Annotated in this window: 17 protein-coding genes and 1 riboswitch; of the genes, 7 read left to right on the top strand and 10 right to left on the bottom strand. The window is 68.7% G+C overall.

All coding sequences use genetic code 11. The features are described 5' to 3' along the window. Nucleotides 1–49 precede the first annotated feature (49 nt). Nucleotides 50–514 carry a helix-turn-helix domain-containing protein gene (locus tag QZ294_RS00245; protein WP_297044964.1) on the top strand — a complete coding sequence of 155 codons (465 nt, stop codon included), beginning with the start codon at nt 50–52 and terminating at the stop codon, nt 512–514. On the opposite strand, the gene purN is transcribed toward QZ294_RS00245, so the two are convergent. Genes purN through QZ294_RS00260 form a run of 3 tightly spaced genes read right to left on the bottom strand, consistent with a single transcriptional unit; the run spans nt 462 to nt 4,178 of the window. Further along, complete coding sequence (gene purN / locus QZ294_RS00250) at nt 462–1,136, bottom strand: phosphoribosylglycinamide formyltransferase (protein ID WP_297044966.1); 675 nt, start codon at nt 1,134–1,136, stop codon at nt 462–464. The genes QZ294_RS00245 and purN overlap by 53 nt on opposite strands. 7 nt (nt 1,137–1,143) lie before the next feature. Continuing rightward, nucleotides 1,144–2,676, bottom strand: a complete 1,533-nt coding sequence (cobA, locus tag QZ294_RS00255; protein WP_297044969.1) for a uroporphyrinogen-III C-methyltransferase — start codon at nt 2,674–2,676, stop codon at nt 1,144–1,146. Next, a complete protein-coding gene (locus QZ294_RS00260) occupies nt 2,673–4,178 on the bottom strand; it encodes a leucyl aminopeptidase (RefSeq protein WP_297044973.1) in 1,506 nt (501 codons plus the stop codon). The genes cobA and QZ294_RS00260 overlap by 4 nt, the downstream gene beginning before the upstream one ends. 193 nt (nt 4,179–4,371) lie before the next feature. On the opposite strand from QZ294_RS00260, the gene QZ294_RS00265 reads away from it, so the two are divergent. Beyond that, nucleotides 4,372–5,214, top strand: coding sequence for a neutral zinc metallopeptidase (locus QZ294_RS00265; RefSeq protein ID WP_297044974.1), 843 nt, complete (start codon nt 4,372–4,374; stop codon nt 5,212–5,214). Between the two features lie 100 nt (nt 5,215–5,314). On the opposite strand, the gene rbr is transcribed toward QZ294_RS00265, so the two are convergent. Beyond that, nucleotides 5,315–5,890, bottom strand: a complete 576-nt coding sequence (gene rbr / locus QZ294_RS00270; RefSeq protein ID WP_297044977.1) for a rubrerythrin — start codon at nt 5,888–5,890, stop codon at nt 5,315–5,317. Nucleotides 5,891–6,066: 176 nt separating this feature from the next. Beyond that, a complete protein-coding gene (locus QZ294_RS00275; protein ID WP_297044982.1) occupies nt 6,067–6,546 on the bottom strand; it encodes a FlxA-like family protein in 480 nt (159 codons plus the stop codon). Nucleotides 6,547–6,687: 141 nt separating this feature from the next. Here QZ294_RS00275 and QZ294_RS00280 point away from each other — a divergent pair, with 141 nt between their 5' ends. Together QZ294_RS00280 and thiC are read left to right on the top strand one after the other, a co-directional pair. Continuing rightward, nucleotides 6,688–7,536, top strand: a complete 849-nt coding sequence (locus tag QZ294_RS00280; RefSeq protein WP_297044984.1) for a M48 family metallopeptidase — start codon at nt 6,688–6,690, stop codon at nt 7,534–7,536. Between the two features lie 69 nt (nt 7,537–7,605). Further along, nucleotides 7,606–7,736, top strand: a riboswitch (TPP riboswitch). A gap of 51 nt (nt 7,737–7,787) precedes the next feature. Beyond that, complete coding sequence (gene thiC, locus QZ294_RS00285; RefSeq protein ID WP_297044987.1) at nt 7,788–9,083, top strand: phosphomethylpyrimidine synthase ThiC; 1,296 nt, start codon at nt 7,788–7,790, stop codon at nt 9,081–9,083. 593 nt (nt 9,084–9,676) lie between these two features. On the opposite strand, the gene QZ294_RS00290 is transcribed toward thiC, so the two are convergent. Beyond that, entirely contained in the window at nt 9,677–10,222 is a 546-nt protein-coding gene (locus QZ294_RS00290) for a protoporphyrinogen oxidase (protein ID WP_297044990.1), read from the bottom strand. A 17-nt stretch (nt 10,223–10,239) separates the two neighbouring features. Beyond that, the gene (locus tag QZ294_RS00295) at nt 10,240–11,199 is read right to left on the bottom strand and encodes a spidroin-2 (protein ID WP_297044993.1); all 960 of its coding nucleotides are present in this window, start codon (nt 11,197–11,199) and stop codon (nt 10,240–10,242) included. Between the two features lie 385 nt (nt 11,200–11,584). Between QZ294_RS00295 and QZ294_RS00300 the strand changes: the two genes are divergently transcribed. Continuing rightward, nucleotides 11,585–11,851, top strand: coding sequence for an RNA-binding protein (locus QZ294_RS00300; protein WP_297044997.1), 267 nt, complete (start codon nt 11,585–11,587; stop codon nt 11,849–11,851). A 236-nt stretch (nt 11,852–12,087) separates the two neighbouring features. Here the strand turns inward: QZ294_RS00300 and eno are convergent, their stop codons facing one another. The 3 genes from eno to QZ294_RS00315 all read right to left on the bottom strand — a co-directional run bounded on the left by eno (nt 12,088) and on the right by QZ294_RS00315 (nt 15,629). After that, nucleotides 12,088–13,389, bottom strand: a complete 1,302-nt coding sequence (gene eno / locus QZ294_RS00305; RefSeq protein ID WP_297045000.1) for a phosphopyruvate hydratase — start codon at nt 13,387–13,389, stop codon at nt 12,088–12,090. Then, nucleotides 13,386–14,216 (bottom strand): type III pantothenate kinase, encoded by an 831-nt coding sequence (locus tag QZ294_RS00310; protein ID WP_297045002.1) that lies wholly within the window; start codon nt 14,214–14,216, stop codon nt 13,386–13,388. Before QZ294_RS00310 ends, eno begins: the two co-directional genes overlap by 4 nt. A gap of 108 nt (nt 14,217–14,324) precedes the next feature. After that, on the bottom strand, nt 14,325–15,629 hold the full coding sequence (locus tag QZ294_RS00315; protein WP_297045005.1) for an RsmB/NOP family class I SAM-dependent RNA methyltransferase: 1,305 nt from the start codon (nt 15,627–15,629) through the stop codon (nt 14,325–14,327). A gap of 461 nt (nt 15,630–16,090) precedes the next feature. Between QZ294_RS00315 and QZ294_RS00320 the strand changes: the two genes are divergently transcribed. Both QZ294_RS00320 and dksA read left to right on the top strand, forming a co-directional pair. Next, the gene (locus QZ294_RS00320) at nt 16,091–17,221 is read left to right on the top strand and encodes a tRNA(5-methylaminomethyl-2-thiouridylate) methyltransferase (RefSeq protein ID WP_366140541.1); all 1,131 of its coding nucleotides are present in this window, start codon (nt 16,091–16,093) and stop codon (nt 17,219–17,221) included. 97 nt (nt 17,222–17,318) lie between these two features. Then, the gene (gene dksA, locus QZ294_RS00325; RefSeq protein WP_165078588.1) at nt 17,319–17,681 is read left to right on the top strand and encodes an RNA polymerase-binding protein DksA; all 363 of its coding nucleotides are present in this window, start codon (nt 17,319–17,321) and stop codon (nt 17,679–17,681) included. The last annotated feature ends 6 nt before the right edge of the window (nt 17,682–17,687 follow it).

Below are 17,687 nucleotides of genomic sequence, written 5' to 3' on the forward strand. Positions count from 1 at the left end.
TTTTTGCCACCTGGGCGGCGTTGAGCGCGGGACGGCGGGGAGGAGCAGAATGGCTGAAAACAAGTTCAGTTCTGAAGAGGCACTGGCAAGATGCTTGCCAATGAGCAGATTGCAATCTGTTTTGAGCGGAAAGTGGAAAATCCTTATCCTGTGGTATATTGCGTTTTATAAGGTACAGAGATTCAACGAGCTTCAGCGGCGTCTGGAAGGCATCACGCAATCAACGTTGGCAAAACAGTTGAAAGAACTTGAAAGTGATATGTTCATTCACAAGGAAATCTTCAAGGAAGTTCCCTTGCGTGTCGAATATACGCTGACAGAAGTCGGGATGAGCTTTGTGCCCGTAATGATGCATATGGTGCGCTGGAGCACGGAACATCTCTGCCCGAAAGGCTATGAGGTTCCGTTTCTGAAGGAACTGTCGGCAACTATCCCGGAGAGCGTTCAGGCGCCGAAATGCGCTAAAATCCCCGTTCCAGAGGCGGCCAGACGAACCAGTCGCCGTCGGGCCTGACGGTCTCGCAGGCGGCCGGGGCGAGGTGGACCTGGCGCCCTTCCACCCGGAGGCGTCCCTGGGCCAGCCATTGCAGGGCCTGCGGGTAGATGCGGTGCTCCATGGCGTGGATGCGCGGCATGAGCGCTTCCAGCGGTTCCCCGGCAGTGACCGGCACCGCGGCCTGGATGATGAGCGGGCCGCCGTCCATTTCTTCTTCCACAAAGTGGACGCTGCACCCCGAGAGTTTGACGCCGTAGGCCAGAGCGTCGGCGCCGCCGTGCGTTCCCGGAAAGCTCGGCAGGAGCGCGGGGTGGATATTGAGCACCCTGCCCGGAAACGCGCCCAGAAAGAGCGGCGTCAGAAGGCGCATATAGCCCGCCAGCACGATGAACTCGGCGTCGCTTTCGCGGATGCGCTCCACCATGGCCGCTTCATGGGCCGCGCGGTCGGCAAAGGCCGCGTGGTCCAGCACGGCGCGGGGCACGCCGGCCTTGCGGGCGCGTTCAAGGACGCCCGCGCCGGGACGGTTGCTGAGCACGAGCCGGATGTCCACGTCCAGGACCCCGGCGGCGGCCTTGTCCATCATGGCCTGGGCATTGGTGCCGCTGCCGGAGGCGAGGATGGCGATCTTCAGGGGCATGCGGACCTCACTGGTGAGAGGGCGAAAAGTGCGCGGCAATGGCGTCCGCCAGCGCGGGGATGGTATAGTCCCGCGGGGTGACGGCCGCTTCCAGCCCGTGCTCGCGCAGGGTGGCGGCGGTGACGGGTCCGATGGCCGCCAGCGCGGTTTCGGGGTGTCGCCGCAGCAGTTCCGCGGGGACGAGGGCCAGAAAGTTCTCCACCGTGGAGGAGGAACCGAAGCTGACGCAATCCAGCTCCCCGTTTTCCAGCAGGCGCAGGACTTCGTCCTTGCGGGCCGCCGCGGGCACGGTCACATAGGCGGGCACGACATCCACGCGGGCGCCCGCCGCGCGCAGCGTTTCCGGGAGCACGTCCCTGGCCTTGAGCGCGCGCGGCAGCAGAAAGCGCATGCCGGAAAGCGCCGCGCCCGTCAGGGCCTTGAGACCTTCGGCCACGTCCTCGGCCTGGTATCTGGGCGGCAGGAAGTCCGCCGTGATGCCGCGTTGCGCCAGCGCTTCCGCCGTGGCCGGGCCGATGGCAGCCACGCGCGCGCCGGCCAGCGCCCGGCTGTCCTTTCCGGCCACGGCCAGCCTGCGCCAGAAATGGCGCACGCCGTTGACCGAGGTGAAGATGAGCCAGTCATAGGCGTCCAGCCCGGCAATGGCCGCGTCCAGCGGCGCGTGGTCTTCCATTTCGCAGATCTCGATGGTCGGGAACTGGATGACCTCCGCGCCCAGCCGCGCGAGCCTGTCCGCCAGGCCGCTGGCCTGTTCCCGCGCACGCGTGACCACCACGCGTCGCCCGAGGAGCGGTTTTTTGCCGAACCAGTCCAGACTGGCATGCAGGCGCGTTACCTCGCCCACCACGATAATCGAGGGATTGCTGAACCCCTGGGCCACGGCCGCCGCGGGCAGTTCTTCCAGCGGGGCCACCAGGCAGCGCTGGCGCGGCGTGGTGCCGCGATAAACGAGCGCCGCCGGGGTGGCCGGGTCCATTCCCGCGCTGATGAGCCTGGACGCGATGTCGGGCAGGTTTTTCATGCCCATGACAAAGACCAGGGTGGAGGCGCTGGCCGCAAGCGCGGGCCAGTTGTGGACCGAGCCTGGCTTGTCCGGGCTTTCGTGGCCCGTGATGATGGTCACCGAGGAGGCGAAGTCGCGGTGCGTGAGCGGGATGCCCGCATAGGCCGGGGCCGCGATGGCGCTGCTCACGCCGGGCACTTCCTCAAAGGGCACGCCCGCCGCCACGAGGGCTTCGGCCTCTTCGCCGCCGCGTCCGAAAATATAGGGGTCGCCGCCCTTGAGGCGCGCCACCACCTTGCCCCCGTCCTCCCGCGCCTTGCGGACGAGGAGGGCATTGATCTCGTCCTGGGGCAGGGCGTGCCTGTCCGCGATCTTGCCCACATAGATGCGTTCGGCGTCCGGACGCGCATGGTCCAGCAGGGAGGGATTGGCGAGCGCGTCATAGACGACCGCGTCCGCGGCGGCCAGGACGTCGCGGGCCTTGAGCGTGAGAAGGCCGGGGTCGCCTGGCCCGGCGCCGAGCAGATAGACCTTCACTGGATGCCCCCCCGCGCCAGTTCAAGCAGGGTGCGCGCGCCGAAGCCCGAGGCCCCTTCAGGACAGAGGGGCGTCGCCTTGGCGTTCCAGTCCACGCCGGCGATGTCGAGATGCGCCCAAAGCTCGCCCTCGCGCACGAAATGGCGCAGGAAGAGCGCCGCCGTGATGGCGCCGCCCTCGCGGCCGGCCGTGTGCCTGATGTCCGCCACTTCGCTCTTGAGCTGGTCGGCATAGGGCCGCCAGAGCGGCAGGCGCCAGAAATGTTCCCCCCCGGTGGCGCCCGCGGCGGCGAGGCGCTCCGCAAGGCCGTCATCGTCGCAGAACAGGCCCGCAAGCCCGGTGCCCAGGGCCACGGCGCACGCGCCGGTGAGCGTGGCGATGTCCACGATGGCGGCGGGCGTCCAGCGTTTTTGCGCCCAGGCCAGGGCGTCGCACAGGGCGAGACGGCCCTCGGCGTCGGTATTGATGACTTCCACGCTGTCGCCGTTGGCGGCGGTCAGCACATCGCCGGGGCGGTACGCGCCGCCGTCGGGCATGTTTTCAGCGCAGGCGAGCAGGCCGACGACGCGGCGCGGCGCGCCTTCGCGGGCAAGCGCAGTCAGAGCCGCCAGCACCGCCGCCGCCCCGCTCATGTCGCATTTCATCTGGTGCATGTTGGCCGCGGGCTTGAGGCAGATGCCGCCGGAATCGAAGGTGATGCCCTTGCCCACGAGGATGAGCGGCTTTTCCTGTTCATGCCCTGTGGGCGCGTATTCGAGGACCACCAGGCGCGGCGGCCGGGCGGAACCCTGGCCCACGGCGCGCAGGCAGTCCAGGCCCTCGCGGGCCAGGGCGTCCTCGTCGAGGATCTCGCAGGCGAGTCCGGAGTCTTCCGCCAGCGCTGCGGCGCGTTCGGCCAGAAGCGCCGGGGAAAGGAGATTGCCCGGCATGTTGGCGAGGTCGCGCGCAAGGCTCACGGCCCAGGCCGCGCTTTCGCCCCGGCGGGCGGCGGCATGGCCGCCGTCGGGCACGCTTTCGCCGTCAAAGCCGAGGGCCAGCCATTCCGGGGCGGGAGGCTCCTCCGCTGAGGGTTTTTTCAGCGCGTCGAAGCGGTAGAGCGCCAGCTGGGCCGCGTACACGCATTCCTCCACCAGGCGCTCGCGGCCGCCCGGCAGGCGCGAGAGCTGCGGCTCGGGCAGGAGGAGGGAGCGCACGCCCAGGGCGCGGCAGCGCTGGACGCCGGCGGCCACGGCCGCGCGCACGCGGTCGGGCGTGACCTCGTCGCGCGCGCCTAGGCCGATGGCGAGCACGCGCGGGATGTCCAGCTCCGGGTGCCCGTGCAGCAGGGCGAGCGAACCCTCGCGGGGCCTGAAGTCCCGCAGGGCCGGCGCCACGGCGAGCCAGGGGGCGGCCTTGTCCAGCTCCGGATTCTGGAGCAGAAGGTCCTCGCCATCGCAGGCGAAGGCCAGCATGACGTCGCCCTTCCAGTGCTCGGGGCCGAGATTCTGAAAACGCACTTCCATGGCATGCTCTCCTTGGGCGCGGTTTGCCGCGCCGGCAGATGACTCTACACAAAACAGGGGGGGGTGCCAAGCAAGAGGCGCGGCGCCGCCTTGCGCTTTTTCCGGCCGCTGGCTAGGATTTTTCCGCCGGAACGGGACCGTCCGGCGCGGAACTTCGCCGGGAGTCCGGCGTGATGCTTCGGGAGGAACGCGCATGCGCTGGCAGGATCAGCAGCAAAGCTCACATGTGGAAGACCGGCGCGGAAGGTCGCCCATGGCCTTCCGGGGGCTGCCCATCGGCGGCAAGGCGGGGGCCATCCTTCTGCTCGTCGTTCTTGTGGCCGGATATTACGGCTATGACCTCACGCCGCTCCTGGGGGGCGGTTCGGCGCCCGTCACCTCGTCGCGTCCGGCCGGGGAGGACACGCTGGCCCGTTTCGCCTCCGTGGCGCTCAAGACCACGGAGGACACTTGGGACGAGATCTTCCGCGCTTCAGGCCGCGCCTATGCGCCCCCGACCCTGGTGCTCTTCAGCGGCAGCACGGACACGGCCTGCGGCTACGGCCAGAGCGCCATGGGACCGTTCTACTGCCCGGCGGACGGCAACGTCTATATCGACCTCGCCTTTTACGGCGACATGGAGCGCAAACTCGGCGGGGGCGGCGATTTCGCCCTGGGCTATGTGCTGGCGCATGAGGTGGGCCACCATGTCCAGAACCAGATGGGCATCGCCCAGGAAGTGCGGCGCCGCCAGTCCGCGGCCTCGCGGGCCGAGGCCAACCGCCTTTCCGTCATGCTGGAGCTTCAGGCGGACTGTTTCGCGGGCGTCTGGGGGCAGCGCATGGCCGCGCGGGGCATCCTGGAGGCCGGGGACCTTGAGGAGGCCCTGAACACGGCCAGCGCCATCGGCGATGACCGGCTCCAGCGCCGGAGCACGGGCCGCGTGGTGCCGGACAGCTTTACCCACGGCACCTCGGCGCAGCGCCTGCGCTGGTTCCGGCGCGGTTTTGACAGCGGCGACCCCGGCCAGTGCAACACCTTCAAGGGCGTTGACTGAGCGGGCGCCCGGCGGCGCGCCCGCGCGGGCGCGGCCCGGCACGAAAAGCCCCCGCAGCTCCGGAGAGCGGCGGGGGCTTTCGGTCAAAAAACGCTGACGATCAGAACTTGATGTCCAGACGCACGAAGTAGGCCTGGGGATGGAGGCAGGCCGGGCAGACGTCCGGCGCCTCGGGACCGTCCACCAGACAGCCGCAGTTGAGGCAGCGCCACACCGTGGGCTTGGGGTCCTTGAACATGGTGTTGTTCTTGATCTTCTCGGCAAGGTCGAGGAAGCGCCGTTCGTGATAGTTTTCCGCGATGAGGATATTGCGCATGGCCGTGGCGACCTCGTAGAAGCCCTCCTTCTCAGCGGTTTCCGCAAAGGCGGGATACATGTGCGTGTATTCCTCATGCTCGCCGGCGGCGGCTTCCAGCAGGTTGGAGCGCGTGTCGGCGATGACGCCGGCCGGGAAGGTGCCGCTGATTTCCAGCGGGCCGCCTTCAAGGAACTTGAAGAGGCGCTTGGCGTGCTCTTTTTCCTGGTCGGCCGTCTCCTCGAAGATCTTGCTCACAAAGACGAAGCCGTCCTTCTTGGCCTGGCCGGCGTAATAGGTGTAGCGGTTGCGGGCCTGGGACTCGCCGGAAAAGGCGATGAGAATATTTTTTTCGGTCTGGGAACCCTTGAGGGATTTCATGGCAGCAAACCTCCGGCCGGACGGGACCGGCCCTGTTGGGGGGGCTTTGAAGGCGGCGGAACGTTTCCGCGCCAGGAAAAATCTAGCCCAGCCCCAGCCCCCTGTCAAGCAGGTCCCATCCCCGACGGGCAGCCGCGTCCGGGGGCGCCCCTTGCAACGCCCTCTTGCGCGCCTGGCTATGCCTGCTCCATTTCGTTGAGCTGGGCCTCAAGGGCCGCGATCTGCGACTGGAGCGCGTCCATCTTGCCGGTCACGGCCGCGTCCGCCGCGCCGCCCGTAAGCTGGGAAGCCATGCTCATGAGCTGGCTTTTCAGGGACTGGATCTGCTTGCGGATGCTCTCGGCGTCATTGCCGGAAGAGGAAGAAGAGGAAGACGCGCCGCCCGCGCCGCCGCCCGAGGGCGCGCCTTGGCCGGACGCCCCGCCGTCGGACCCGGCGTCTTCATTGCCGCTGTCCCGCGTGGTGCCGCCGGAGGAGGGCCGGTCATATTTGTGGATCATTTCGGAGTAGAGGCGCCGCGCCTCGTCGGAGATCTCCGCCGTGTCGCCGGAGCCGGAGCCGGACTGCGCGCTGGTGGACGTTTTTTCCCCGTTGATGGCGCTTGCGGGATCGAGATCCCAGAGGCCGTTTGCGCTGTATGCTCCGCTGATTTCCATGTTTTCGCTCCCGCGTTGAAAGGACGGCAGAATTTTCCCGTCGTTCATGTGCGGAACGGAATGAAGCAGGATCCGTGCCGGACCGTATCCGGGAACTTTCTGCCGCTTTACCGGCGCCCCGGGCTGTGGCAGCATGCCGCCATGTCCTCTCCCGCTCCGACGCCGGAAGAAACCGTGCCCTTTCCGCTTTCCGGGGGCGAAACGCTTGTCGCCGCCGTCCGCCGGTCCGCCCGCTGCCGGCGCCCCCGGCTCCGCGTGTCGCCCAGGGGCGCCCTTGTCCTTGTCATTCCCCGGGACTGGCCGCCGGCCCGCGCGCGCCGGGCGGCGCCGTTCTTCCTCCCCTGGCTGGAGCGCATGTGGCCGCGCTTTGCGGCCGCCCGCCCGGCGCCGTCCCTGCCGGAACAGGTCGCGCTGCCGCTGGCCGGGCGTGTGCTGGCCGTGGAGACCGCCGGGGATCTCGCCGCCGGACGCCGGCAAAGCCGGGGGGCGGCCGCCGTTGTCCGTCTGGGCGCGGGCAGTCGCCGGCTCGTGCTTCTGGAGGGGCGGGAGACGTTGCGCCTGTTCGGCGCTGTCGGGGATCTCGCCCTCTGCGCCGGAGCGCTGGGGCGCTGGTGCCGGGGGGAAGCGGCGCGGCTTCTACCGCCGCATGTGCGGGAACTGGCGCTGGCGCATGGCTTTTTGCCGCCGCGCGTCAGCGTGCGCGACCAGCGCTCCCGCTGGGGCAGTTGTTCGCGGCCGTCGGCCGCCGTGACCGCCGCGCAGCCGGGGCATATCCACCTGAACTGGCGGGCGCTGCTCCTTGAACGTCCGCTTCTGGATCATCTGTGCCGGCACGAGCTGTGCCACCTGCGCCGGATGGACCATTCCGCCGCTTACCGCGCCGAGCTGGCGCGGCTCTCGCCGGACTGGGCCATGCTGGAGCGGGGCCTTTCCCGCGCGTGGCGGGAGCTTCCGTGGTGGGCCTTGCCGCCGGACAGCCCCGGCGCATGAGGCGGTGCCCGGGTCCGTCCCGCATCCGCGGCGGTATGCCTTTACAGCGCAGGGCGGAATCGCTATAACCACGACAGCTAGGGGAGCCGGACAGGCCCGGGCCAGAGGCGCGGGCAAGGCGGCTGAGAGTGGGGATGCGCCCCAGACCCTGTGAACCTGACGCAGTTCGCACTGCCGGAGGGAAGCGTTGACCGGATCCCCCCAGGTTCCGGTTTTTTTTGTGCCCTGCGTCGTACCTGCCGGAGGCATTCATGGCTCATTCGCTCTGTTCCAAAAACGCGGCGCTGACCGGGCTGTGCGAGCGGCATCTCGCGGAGCTTGCCCGCCAGGAGGCGCTGGACGAGGCTGTCATTCTGGAAGCGCTGGACGCGGGCACCATGGCGCTGTTGGGCAATCCCGCCCATCCGGGGCTGCGGCCGCTGCTGGTGGGGCAGCCCTCGCGCGTCAAGGTCAACGCCAACCTGGGCACGTCGCCCCTCAGCTCCTGCATGGAGACCGAGCGCCGCAAGATCGCGGCCGCCGCCAGGGCCGGGGCCGACACCATCATGGATCTTTCCATCGCGGGCGATCTGGACGCCATCCGCCGCGAAATGCTCGCCGCCTGGCAGCTCCCCCTGGGCACGGTGCCCATGTACGCCGTGGGCCAGCGCCTGCTGGACGCCGGGGAGGACATCGCCTCCATGCGGCCCGACGACCTTTTCGCGGAGATCGAGAAGCAGGCCCGGCAGGGCGTGGATTTCGTCACCGTGCATTGCGGTCTCTCACGGCGCGGGGCCGAGCTGGCCGTGAGCGGCGGCCGCCAGATGGGCATCGTCTCGCGCGGCGGCTCCATGCTTGCGCGCTGGATGCTGGAAAATGACCGTGAAAATCCGCTGCTTGAGGAATTTGACCGCCTGCTGGACATCAGCCTCGGGCACAATCTCGTTCTCTCCCTGGGCGACGGCCTGCGCCCCGGCGCGGGAGCGGACGCGGGCGACGCGGCCCAGTGGGAGGAGGTCATCAATCTTGGCGTGCTGGCGCGGCGCGCGCTGGAGCGCGGCGTGCAGTGCATGATCGAGGGTCCGGGCCATGTGCCGCTCAATGAGGTGCGCGCGCAGATCCAGGGCATCAAGCGCCTGACGCACGGGGCGCCGCTCTATGTGCTCGGCCCGCTCTGCTGCGACAGCGCGCCCGGCTATGACCACATTGCCGGGGCCATTGGCGGCGCGCTCGGCGTGGAGGCCGGGGTGGACTTTCTCTGCTATCTCACGCCGGCCGAGCACCTCACCCTGCCCGATGCCGAGGATGTGGCCGCCGGGGTCATGGCCTCGCGCGTGGCCGCCCAGGTGGGCGAGGTGGCGCTGGGGCGCCCCGGCGCCCTGGCGCGCGAGGCGGCCATGAACGCGGCGCGCAAGGCGCTGGACTGGGACGGCATGGAACGGGCGGCGCTTGACCCCGACCAGCTCGCCAAACGGCGCGAGCCGCACAAGGGCGAAGAGGTCTGCGCCATGTGCGGCAAGTTCTGCGCGGTCAAGATGCTGCGCGAGACCAGGGCCGCCGCGAAGTGAACCGCTGCCGACGCGGCGGCGGAAAGCCCGGGCACGAAACTCCCGGGAACCCGGATCTCAGCGGGCGTTTCGTCCTCCCCCCCGGGGAGCGGACGGAGCGCCCGCCGCGCTTTGTCTAGGGTCTGGACCTATTAATAATTGCTGGCTTGGGATGTAGCAGCTTGTGCAATGCCACAATCATCCGTCAAAAACAGCCTTTTTTGCGCTGACGGCGTCACTGGGCGATTTTTGTCGGTCATGTACTTGAGTACACTCCCTCCAAAAATCACCCACTTCCTTGCCAGCGCAAAAAAATCTTATTTTTTAGGATTCTTGCGGCGACAGCCCCCGCCCTTCGCTCCGCTTCGGGCGGCCAGCGGAAAAACCTTTTTCCCTCGCTGAAAAAATCATAACGGAGTTTAATGAGATCTGAGTCCAGAGCATTTTGCTGAGGAAAATATCTGTCCTACAGATATTTTCCTCAGGTTTCGCTGCCTTCATTTCCCCGCAGAGCGGGACAAGCGGCGAAAAAGCGTGGTTTTTCGCCTTATTACGGCGCGGGCGTCTGCTCTCGCAGCCGCCAGAGCGTTTCCGCAATTTCATTGCGAAAACGTTCAGCGGCCCAGAAGTTCGCGCGTTTCGGGCGTCAGCCCACGCAGGCCGGCCGCCACCTCCGCGCCCCCCAGCGCTTCCGGGTCCTGGACGATGATGATGAGCAGGCGTTCGGGCGTGGCGCTGACCATGGTGGTGGCCCGGCCGCGCAGGGCCTGGGTGCGCGGCTCGCCCGAAAAGACCTGGAAATTCCCCTCCCCGCGCGGCGCCGTGGCGTCCCCCTGAAGTTCGGCCATCTGCCGCGCGAAGTCCTCAGCCGTGCTTCCCTTGCTGTTGGGCAGCACGAAAACGCTCACCTGGGCGAGAAAACGTTCGCCCGCGGCGTCCTGGACGCCGAGGACGAGCATGTATTCCTCGTCGGCGCCGGTGCTGAAGCCGGTGCGTTCCTCGCCGTCCCAGCCGGGGGGCAGGGTGGCGGCAAAGCGGCTGAACTCCCGTTCGTGGGTCTGGGGCGTTTCAGGGGCGGCCGCGGCGAACGTGTCCGCGGACGTTGGGCCGGAGCAGAGCAGGGCGGCAAGCAGGACGATGACGCGGGAAATTCCGGGCATGACCTCTCCGTGGGTTGTCAGCGGAACACAAGGGCAAACGCCCAGGGGGCGCTTGCGGCAAGAAACAGGAGCGCGGCGCCCGCCCAGGCAAGCGGGAGGCGCCGCAACGGGTCGCGCGCAAAGAGCAGGAGCATCCACGCGGCCATAGCCAGGGTGAGCAGGGCAAGCGTCGTGAACTGGAGGAGGATGAGCGGCCAGTGACCGCCATGGAGCAGTGGCCCGGCGTCCCCGCGCAGGAGGAGGCCCAGGGCCAGGCCCCAGTGCTCCAGGCAGGAAGGCAGATAGCCCACGGCCGCCCAGAGCGCGCACCAGCGCACCGCGCCTGCGGACTCCGCAACGCTCGGGGGCGCGGGACGGCGCCGCGCGGCGCGGGCCGCCAGCAGAAGGCCGAGGGCGCCCCCCGAAGCGAAGGCCATGAAATAGCTGCGGCAGGCATGCTTGCCCACAGCCGCCGCCGCCCGCCAGAGGTCCATGCCGGGGGGCAGGCCCGCGAACGGCCAGTCGCGGAGGGCAAATGCCGCCAGCGCGCAAAAGGACCCCGCCAGCAGGGCGGCCAGAGGCATGCCGACGGCCGGAACGCGGTAGCTGTCCGCGCCGGGGGGGAGCGCCGCCCGCGCCGCGGCGCAGGCCCGGCGGCCGGACCAGACGAGGGCCGTACCGGCGAGCCACGCCGCCACGCTTGCGCTGATGCCAAGCCCCGCCGGCTCGAGAAGCGCCATGAGGCGCGTCATCAGCGGCGCATCACCCGTCAGGGAGAGCCGGACCAGGGCATCGCCGAGCACAAGGACCGGCCACGCGGCCGCAAGCCACAGGGCCAGCCCGGCCAGCGCCCCTGCGCCGCGCAGGCAGAAGGCCGCATGGCCGCGCCGCCCGAGAATGAGGGTCAGGGCCGCCATGAACGGCAGGGTGGCGGCCGCGTTGGCCGCAGTGCCGAGCAGGGCGGCGCACCAGTACCAGAGTGTCAGCTCGGGAGCCATGGCGTCTTGTAGCCTGCGTCACCGGCGCGCGCAAGGGGAAGCGCGCTTTCGGCGCGCGGACGGAAACGCCCGCCGCTCCCCCTGCGGCGCGCGGCATGCGGATCCGGCGTTGAAAGCGCAAGATTTTTTCCCTTTTGCGGCGTGGTTGCCGTTTGCGCGTTCTTATCAAGAAGCTATATCAATAACTTATTGAATTTCCTCTGCTTATAACCTGACTCTTTTCGTAGGGAAACAAAACTGAAAAGGCATAAAATATCAACTTGTTGGCGGCATAGCGTTGACAATCCCCGCAAAGCGTGGTCTTGTCGGGGCACGGGCCGCGTTCCGGTGAAATGTTTTGCCGGGGGGTAACGCGGGGAAATTTTGGTTTTTGAGAGGGTGTTTCATGTCCAAGTCTATTTATGTGGGGAATCTTCCCTGGTCGGCAACTGAGGAACAGGTTCAGGATCTTTTTGCCGAATACGGCAACGTCCTGAGCGTGAAGCTCGTCAGCGACAGGGAAACCGGTCGCGCCCGCGGCTTTGGTTTTGTGGAAATGGAAGACAGTGATGCCGATGCCGCCATCGAAGCGCTGGACAACGTCAGCTTCGGCGGGCGTACCCTGCGCGTCAACGAAGCGAAACCCCGGGCCCCCCGCCCGCCCCGCTACTAGAGCTGTCGGCGGCGCATGCGCCGCGCCTCTGGCGCTGCGGAGTCTCGCAGGAGTTTTTGCCCCGGATGCTGATGCGCCGGGGCTTTTTGCGCGCGCGGGCGGAAGAGGCTCCGCCAAAAAATGCTCTGCTGCCCCCTGACCCGGAAATGCGGGATGCTCTCCACACGCCCGCGCGGCGGAACGGCATGCGTCGTTCCGCCGCGCGGCGTTGTGTCAGGGTATGTGCGGCGTGCGGATCAGTTGTCGCCGTCGCCCAGGGCGTAGTATTCGGCGAGCATGGGTCCGAAGAACTCGGCATCGTCGCCCAGTTCCTCCTCGATACGCAGGAGCTGGTTGTACTTGCTCATGCGGTCGGAGCGGGAGAGCGAGCCTGTCTTGATCTGGCCGGCGTTGACGCCCACGGCGAGGTCCGCGATGAAGCTGTCCTCGGTTTCGCCGGACCGGTGGGAGACAACGGTGGTGTACGCCGCTTCCTTCGCCATCTCGATGGTGTCCAGGGTCTCGGTGACGGTGCCGATCTGGTTGAGCTTGATGAGGATGGAGTTCGCCACGCCCGCGGAGATGCCCTCGGCCAGGATGGAGGGATTGGTGACGAACAGGTCGTCGCCCACGAGCTGGACGTTCTCGCCCAGGCTGGCGGTGAGCATGCTCCAGCCGTCCCAGTCGTTTTCGGCCATGCCGTCCTCGATGGAAATGAGCGGATACTTGCGCGTGAATTCGGCGAGCCATTCGGTCATCTCGGCGCTGGTGAAGCTTTTGCCCTCGCTGGCGAGCACGTACTTGCCGTCCTTGTAGAATTCGGACGATGCCGCATCGATAGCCAGAGCCACCTCGCCGCCGGGATTGTAGCCCGCCTCCTCGATGGCGCGGATGATGTAGGCAAAGGCCTCGTCGTGGTTCTTGAGGTTGGGGGCGAAGCCGCCCTCGTCGCCCACGCTGGTCACATGGCCGTCGGCCTTGAGGATGGCCGCCAGGGTATGGAAGATCTCCGCGCCCATACGCAGCGAGTCGCGGAAGGTCATGGCGCCCAGCGGCATGATCATGAATTCCTGGATGTCCAGATTGTTGGGGGCGTGCGCGCCGCCGTTGATGATGTTCATCATGGGCGCGGGCAGCACCTTGGCGTTGATGCCGCCGATATACTTGTACAGCGGCAGCCCGAGGAAGGTGGCCGAGGCGCGCGCGCAGGCCATGGAGGCGCCCAGCATGGCGTTGGCGCCCAGGCGGGACTTGTTGTCCGTGCCGTCCAGGTCGATGAGCGTGTTGTCGATCTGCACCTGGCGCAGGGCGTCCATGCCCTTGAGGGCCTGGGCGATCTCGGTGTTCACATGCTCCACGGCGCGGGTGACGCCCTTGCCGCCGTAGCGTTTCTTGTCGCCGTCGCGCATTTCCAGGGCCTCGCGGCTGCCGGTGGACGCGCCCGAGGGCACGGCCGCGCGGGCGCTGATGCCCGATTCAAGGGTGACTTCCACCTCCACGGTGGGGTTGCCGCGCGAGTCCAGAATCTCGCGGCCGTAAACGGAGGCAATGCTGCTCATGTCCGCTCCTTTTTCCCGGTGGCGCCGGGTTTGCTGGCGTCAGTCGCCGGATCTTCAAAATAGAGCCGCCTCAGCCCCTCAAGGAGGAGCGCGGGCATAACCGCATCAAAAACCGCGCTCACGCGCGAGATGGACGCCGCGAAGCCGCCGGTGGCGAGCGTTTTGACCGGCCCGGCCAGCTGCCGGCGCAAACGCCCGCACAGGCCCTCGCTGAGGCTCACATAGCCGAAGAAAAGGCCATGCTGGATGCTCGTCACGGTGTCGCGTCCGGGCGTCGGCTCCTGGGCGCGGACTTCCATGTTCACATGCGGCAGCTTGGCGGCATGCGACGACAGGGCGGCCAGGGCCGTGCCCGGGCCGGGAAAGATGAGTCCGCCCAGATAGGCATCGCCGCTCACGCAGTCCAGGGTGAGGGCCGTGCCGAAATCCGCCACCACGAGCGAGGCCGCATCGGGAAACTGGCGCCTGGCCGCATAGGCGGCCACCAGCCGGTCGGCCCCCACTTCGGCGGGGCGCTCGTAGCGGTTCTCCAGCGGCACGGGCAGGTCATCCACGGCGCGCAGGAGCGGGCAGCCCACAAAACGGGCCACGGCCTCGCGCAGGAGCGGATCGATGCCCGGCACCACGGACGAGGCCACGCAGGCGGAAAGCGCCCCCGCCTCCACGCCCGCATGGCCGAGGATGGAGAGCAGGATAAGCCCGAGGCTGTCCGCGGTCTGGGCCACATTGGCGGGGAGGGTGTAGGAGGTGAGGACATGGTTTTTGTCGGCCATGCCCACCTTGATGGACGTATTGCCCACGTCGAAGAGGAGAAGTTCCGGCTGCATGGATGCCTCCGCCATTTGCCGCCCCGCCGTTCCAGTATGCCGGATTCTCCCGGCGCAGGCAAGCGGGGCGCGGCGCGGGCATCGGCCGCGCAACGCGCCAGGCCGGCGCTACCGGAAGGCGGCCAGCGCCCGCCCCCGCCGCAGGCCGAGACAGCCGAGCGGCAGGTCCCGCCACCAGAGCGCCGCCTCGCGTCCCGCAAGGCCGGTATCGCGCGAGCGGCCTTCCAGAAGGGCCGTCACGTCGGCCACGTCCTCCAGCACCAGGGCGGGAGCCTCCGGGCCGCCGTCCCTGTTCCGCGGCGCAAGGCAGCGCAGGCGCGGGGCCGGAACAAAGGCGCCCGCGCCGTCCGTGCGGCCCAGAAGGGCGGCCTGCCAGCCGAAGCCGGGGGGAAGACACGCCGACGCCGCTTCCGGCACAAAGCGCACCTTGTCGCCAAAGCGCAGGACCGTGCCCGGGGGCAGGCGCTCCGGGTCGCAGCAGGGTCCGGCAAGGGCATCGGGGGCAAGCGGCGAGCCTGGTGCCGCCCGGGCCGGCCGCCGGGTCCTGGCGGGGTGTTCGCCGGCGTCGGGGGGCGCACTGGCCGCGGGCGCGCGCAGGAGGGCCAGATAAAAGCCCTGGGCCTGGGAACGGGCGCCGTCCACCCGCAGGGTGCCCCGGCCGCCGGCGCGTTCCTCCCAGGCAAAACCGGGAAAGGGCGCGAGCGGCACGCGCGCGAGGCCCAGCTCCTCTTCGGCGAAGCGCACCTGGGCCTCGTTTTCCGCCTCGTTGGTGGTGCAGGTGGAATAGAGCAGGTGCCCGCCCGGCGCCAGCAGCAGGGCCGCATGGCGCAGCAGCCGCTGCTGGAGGCCGACCAGCGGCGCCACCTTGTCCTCGCGCCAGAGCGTGAGCGTGCGCGGGTGCTTGGCCGCCGTGCCCCAGCCCGAGCAGGGCGGATCGAGCAGGATGCGGCGCCACGAGGCGGGGCGCAAAGGCAGGCGTTCGCCCGGGCAGGCGCAGGTGGCGGCCTGAAGGAGATTGCAGGCATGCAGATTGGCGCGCAGGGTGGCGAGCCGCGCGGGATTTGGCTCATTGGCGAGAACGAAGCCCCCCGTTCCCACGAGCTGCGCGAGGAAGCCGCTCTTGCTGCCCGGACTCGCGCAGATGTCGAGCACCGCGCCGCCCGGTTCCGGGGCAAGGGCCAGGGGCGGCAGCATGGAGGAACGGTCCTGGATGTAGATATAGCCGAAGAACGCGGCCAGGGAACGGCCCAGCGGGACCGGCTCGGCCACGAGGCGACGGCAGAAAGGGGAAAACGGCTCAGGCTCGAATTCGTAGCCCTGGGCGCGCAGGAGCGCCTCCACCCGCGGGATGCTCCCCGGCTCGCAGACAAGGCGGAAGGAACGGAACGCGGCCTCTGGATGCGGAGCGGTCATGGCCGCAGCATAGCCCGGAAGCGGCGGAAAGTCAGCAGCGGCGCTCCGCGCGGGCGCGGCTGGGAAATGGCGGATTTCCCGACGCGGGGGGCCGCCCCGCGCCCCGTTGGGGGCCGATGGCCCCCAAACCCCCGTTCGCGTTGCTCTCAATGCAACGCATTGAGAGCAACGGATGGTGAGAAACGGGACAATTGTCTCTTCTTGAAAATTCCCGAAACCGCGAGAGACGACTCTTCCACTGTCCGCCCGGAGCGAAGCGCAGGGCGGGGCTGTCGTCGGAGGGATCCGAAAAAAGACTGTTTTTGACGGATGACTTCGACATGGCGGAAAGCTGTCATTCCTCACGCCGGAGATACCCGCCAACCGAAGGGCATGTGTTCGCGGCGTCCCGCATCCCGAAAGCGGCTCTTTCCAATGGCATCCCGCCGCGCGGGGTTCCGGCCTTGCCTTGGCGGCCGTCCTTGCGTACACCATCCGCCATGATGGCGACTCCTGATGTGGTTCTGCTTTTTTCCGGCGGTCTGGACAGCATCCTCGCGGCCAGGGTGCTGGCGGCCCAGGGGCTTACGGTGCGCTGCCTGCACTGCGCCTCGCCCTTTTTCGGCGAGCCTGGCGCCGTGCCGCGCTGGCGGCGGCTCCACGGGCTTGACATCGACGTGGCCGACGTGGGCGAGGCGTTCGCCGCCCTGCTCCGCGAGCGGCCGGAACACGGTTTCGGCAAGGCGCTCAACCCCTGCGTGGACTGCAAGATCCTGCTCCTGCGCGCGGCGCGCCGCCACATGGAATCCGTCGGCGCGAAATTTCTCGCCAGCGGCGAGGTGCTGGGGCAGCGGCCCATGTCGCAGCGGCTGGATACCCTCCATCTCATCCCGCGCGAGGCCGGGGTGCGCGGGCTGCTCCTGCGGCCGCTCTGCGCCAGGCATCTGCCGCCCACAGAGGCCGAGGAGTCCGGCCTGGTGGACCGGGAACGCCTGCTCGGCATCTCCGGGCGCGGCCGGGGCGACCAGCTGGCGCTTGCCCGGGAATTCGGCCTTGCGGAGATCCCCACCCCCGGTGGCGGCTGCCGCCTCACCGAGCGGGAGAATGCCCGCCGGTACTGGTGCGTGCTGACGCGGCCGCCGGCGGGAGCGCCCGCGGGCGGCCCCGCGGCCCGGGACTTCCGGCTGGCCGGGACCGGACGCCAGTACTGGCGCGAAGCCGGGGGACGCTGGCACTGGCTGTGCGTGGGGCGCAACAACCGGGACAACGAACGCCTTGCCCAAGCCGCCGGGCCGGAGGACGCGCTGCTGCGCCTGGTGGGACTGCCGGGACCGCTGGCCCTGGCGCGGGGGGGACTCGGCTGGGAGCGCCCGGTGCTCCGGGAGGCGGCGGCCCTCATGGCGGCCTGCGCGCCCAGGGCCAGAGACGCGGCGCGCCACGGCGCCCGCGTGAGCGTGGCCGTGGGGGCGCTGCGTCTGGACGTGACGCCCGGCGAAGCGCCGGGCTGGGGGCTTCCCGCCTGGGAAGACGCGCGCGGGGAGATCCGGGCGGAGATGCGGGACAGGGCGGCCACCCCCGCGCTCCCTTTACAAGCACAGAGGGAACAGCTATAGGCTTCTCTCCTGACCGGGCACGGACCGTGCCGCGGCGGGACATGGCCTTTCCGCCATCTTCACCAATCCCCCCCGCGCCATGTGACCGGAGGTTCGTATGGATCACAATGATATCGAATATTTCCGCAAGCTGCTTTCCGGGATGCTGGAAGAAGCCCAGCAGAACGGCGACAGCACCATCGAGGAACTGACGGACAGCAACGAGGTCTTCGCCGATCCGGCGGACAGGGCCACGGCCGAGTCCGACCGCGCGTTCACCCTGCGCCTCCGCGACAGGGAGCGGCGCCTCATCCGCAAGATCCAGGCGGCCCTCCAGCGTATCGAGGACGGCACCTACGGCATCTGCGAGGAATGCGGCGAGGAGATCAGCATCCCCCGCCTCAAGGCCCGGCCTGTCACGCGCCTGTGCATCAACTGCAAGGCCCGGCAGGAAGAAGACGAGCATCTGCGCGGAGACTAGCGGCGC

The sequence above is a fragment of the uncultured Desulfovibrio sp. genome, from assembly GCF_910584445.1.
Lineage (GTDB): Bacteria > Desulfobacterota > Desulfovibrionia > Desulfovibrionales > Desulfovibrionaceae > Desulfovibrio.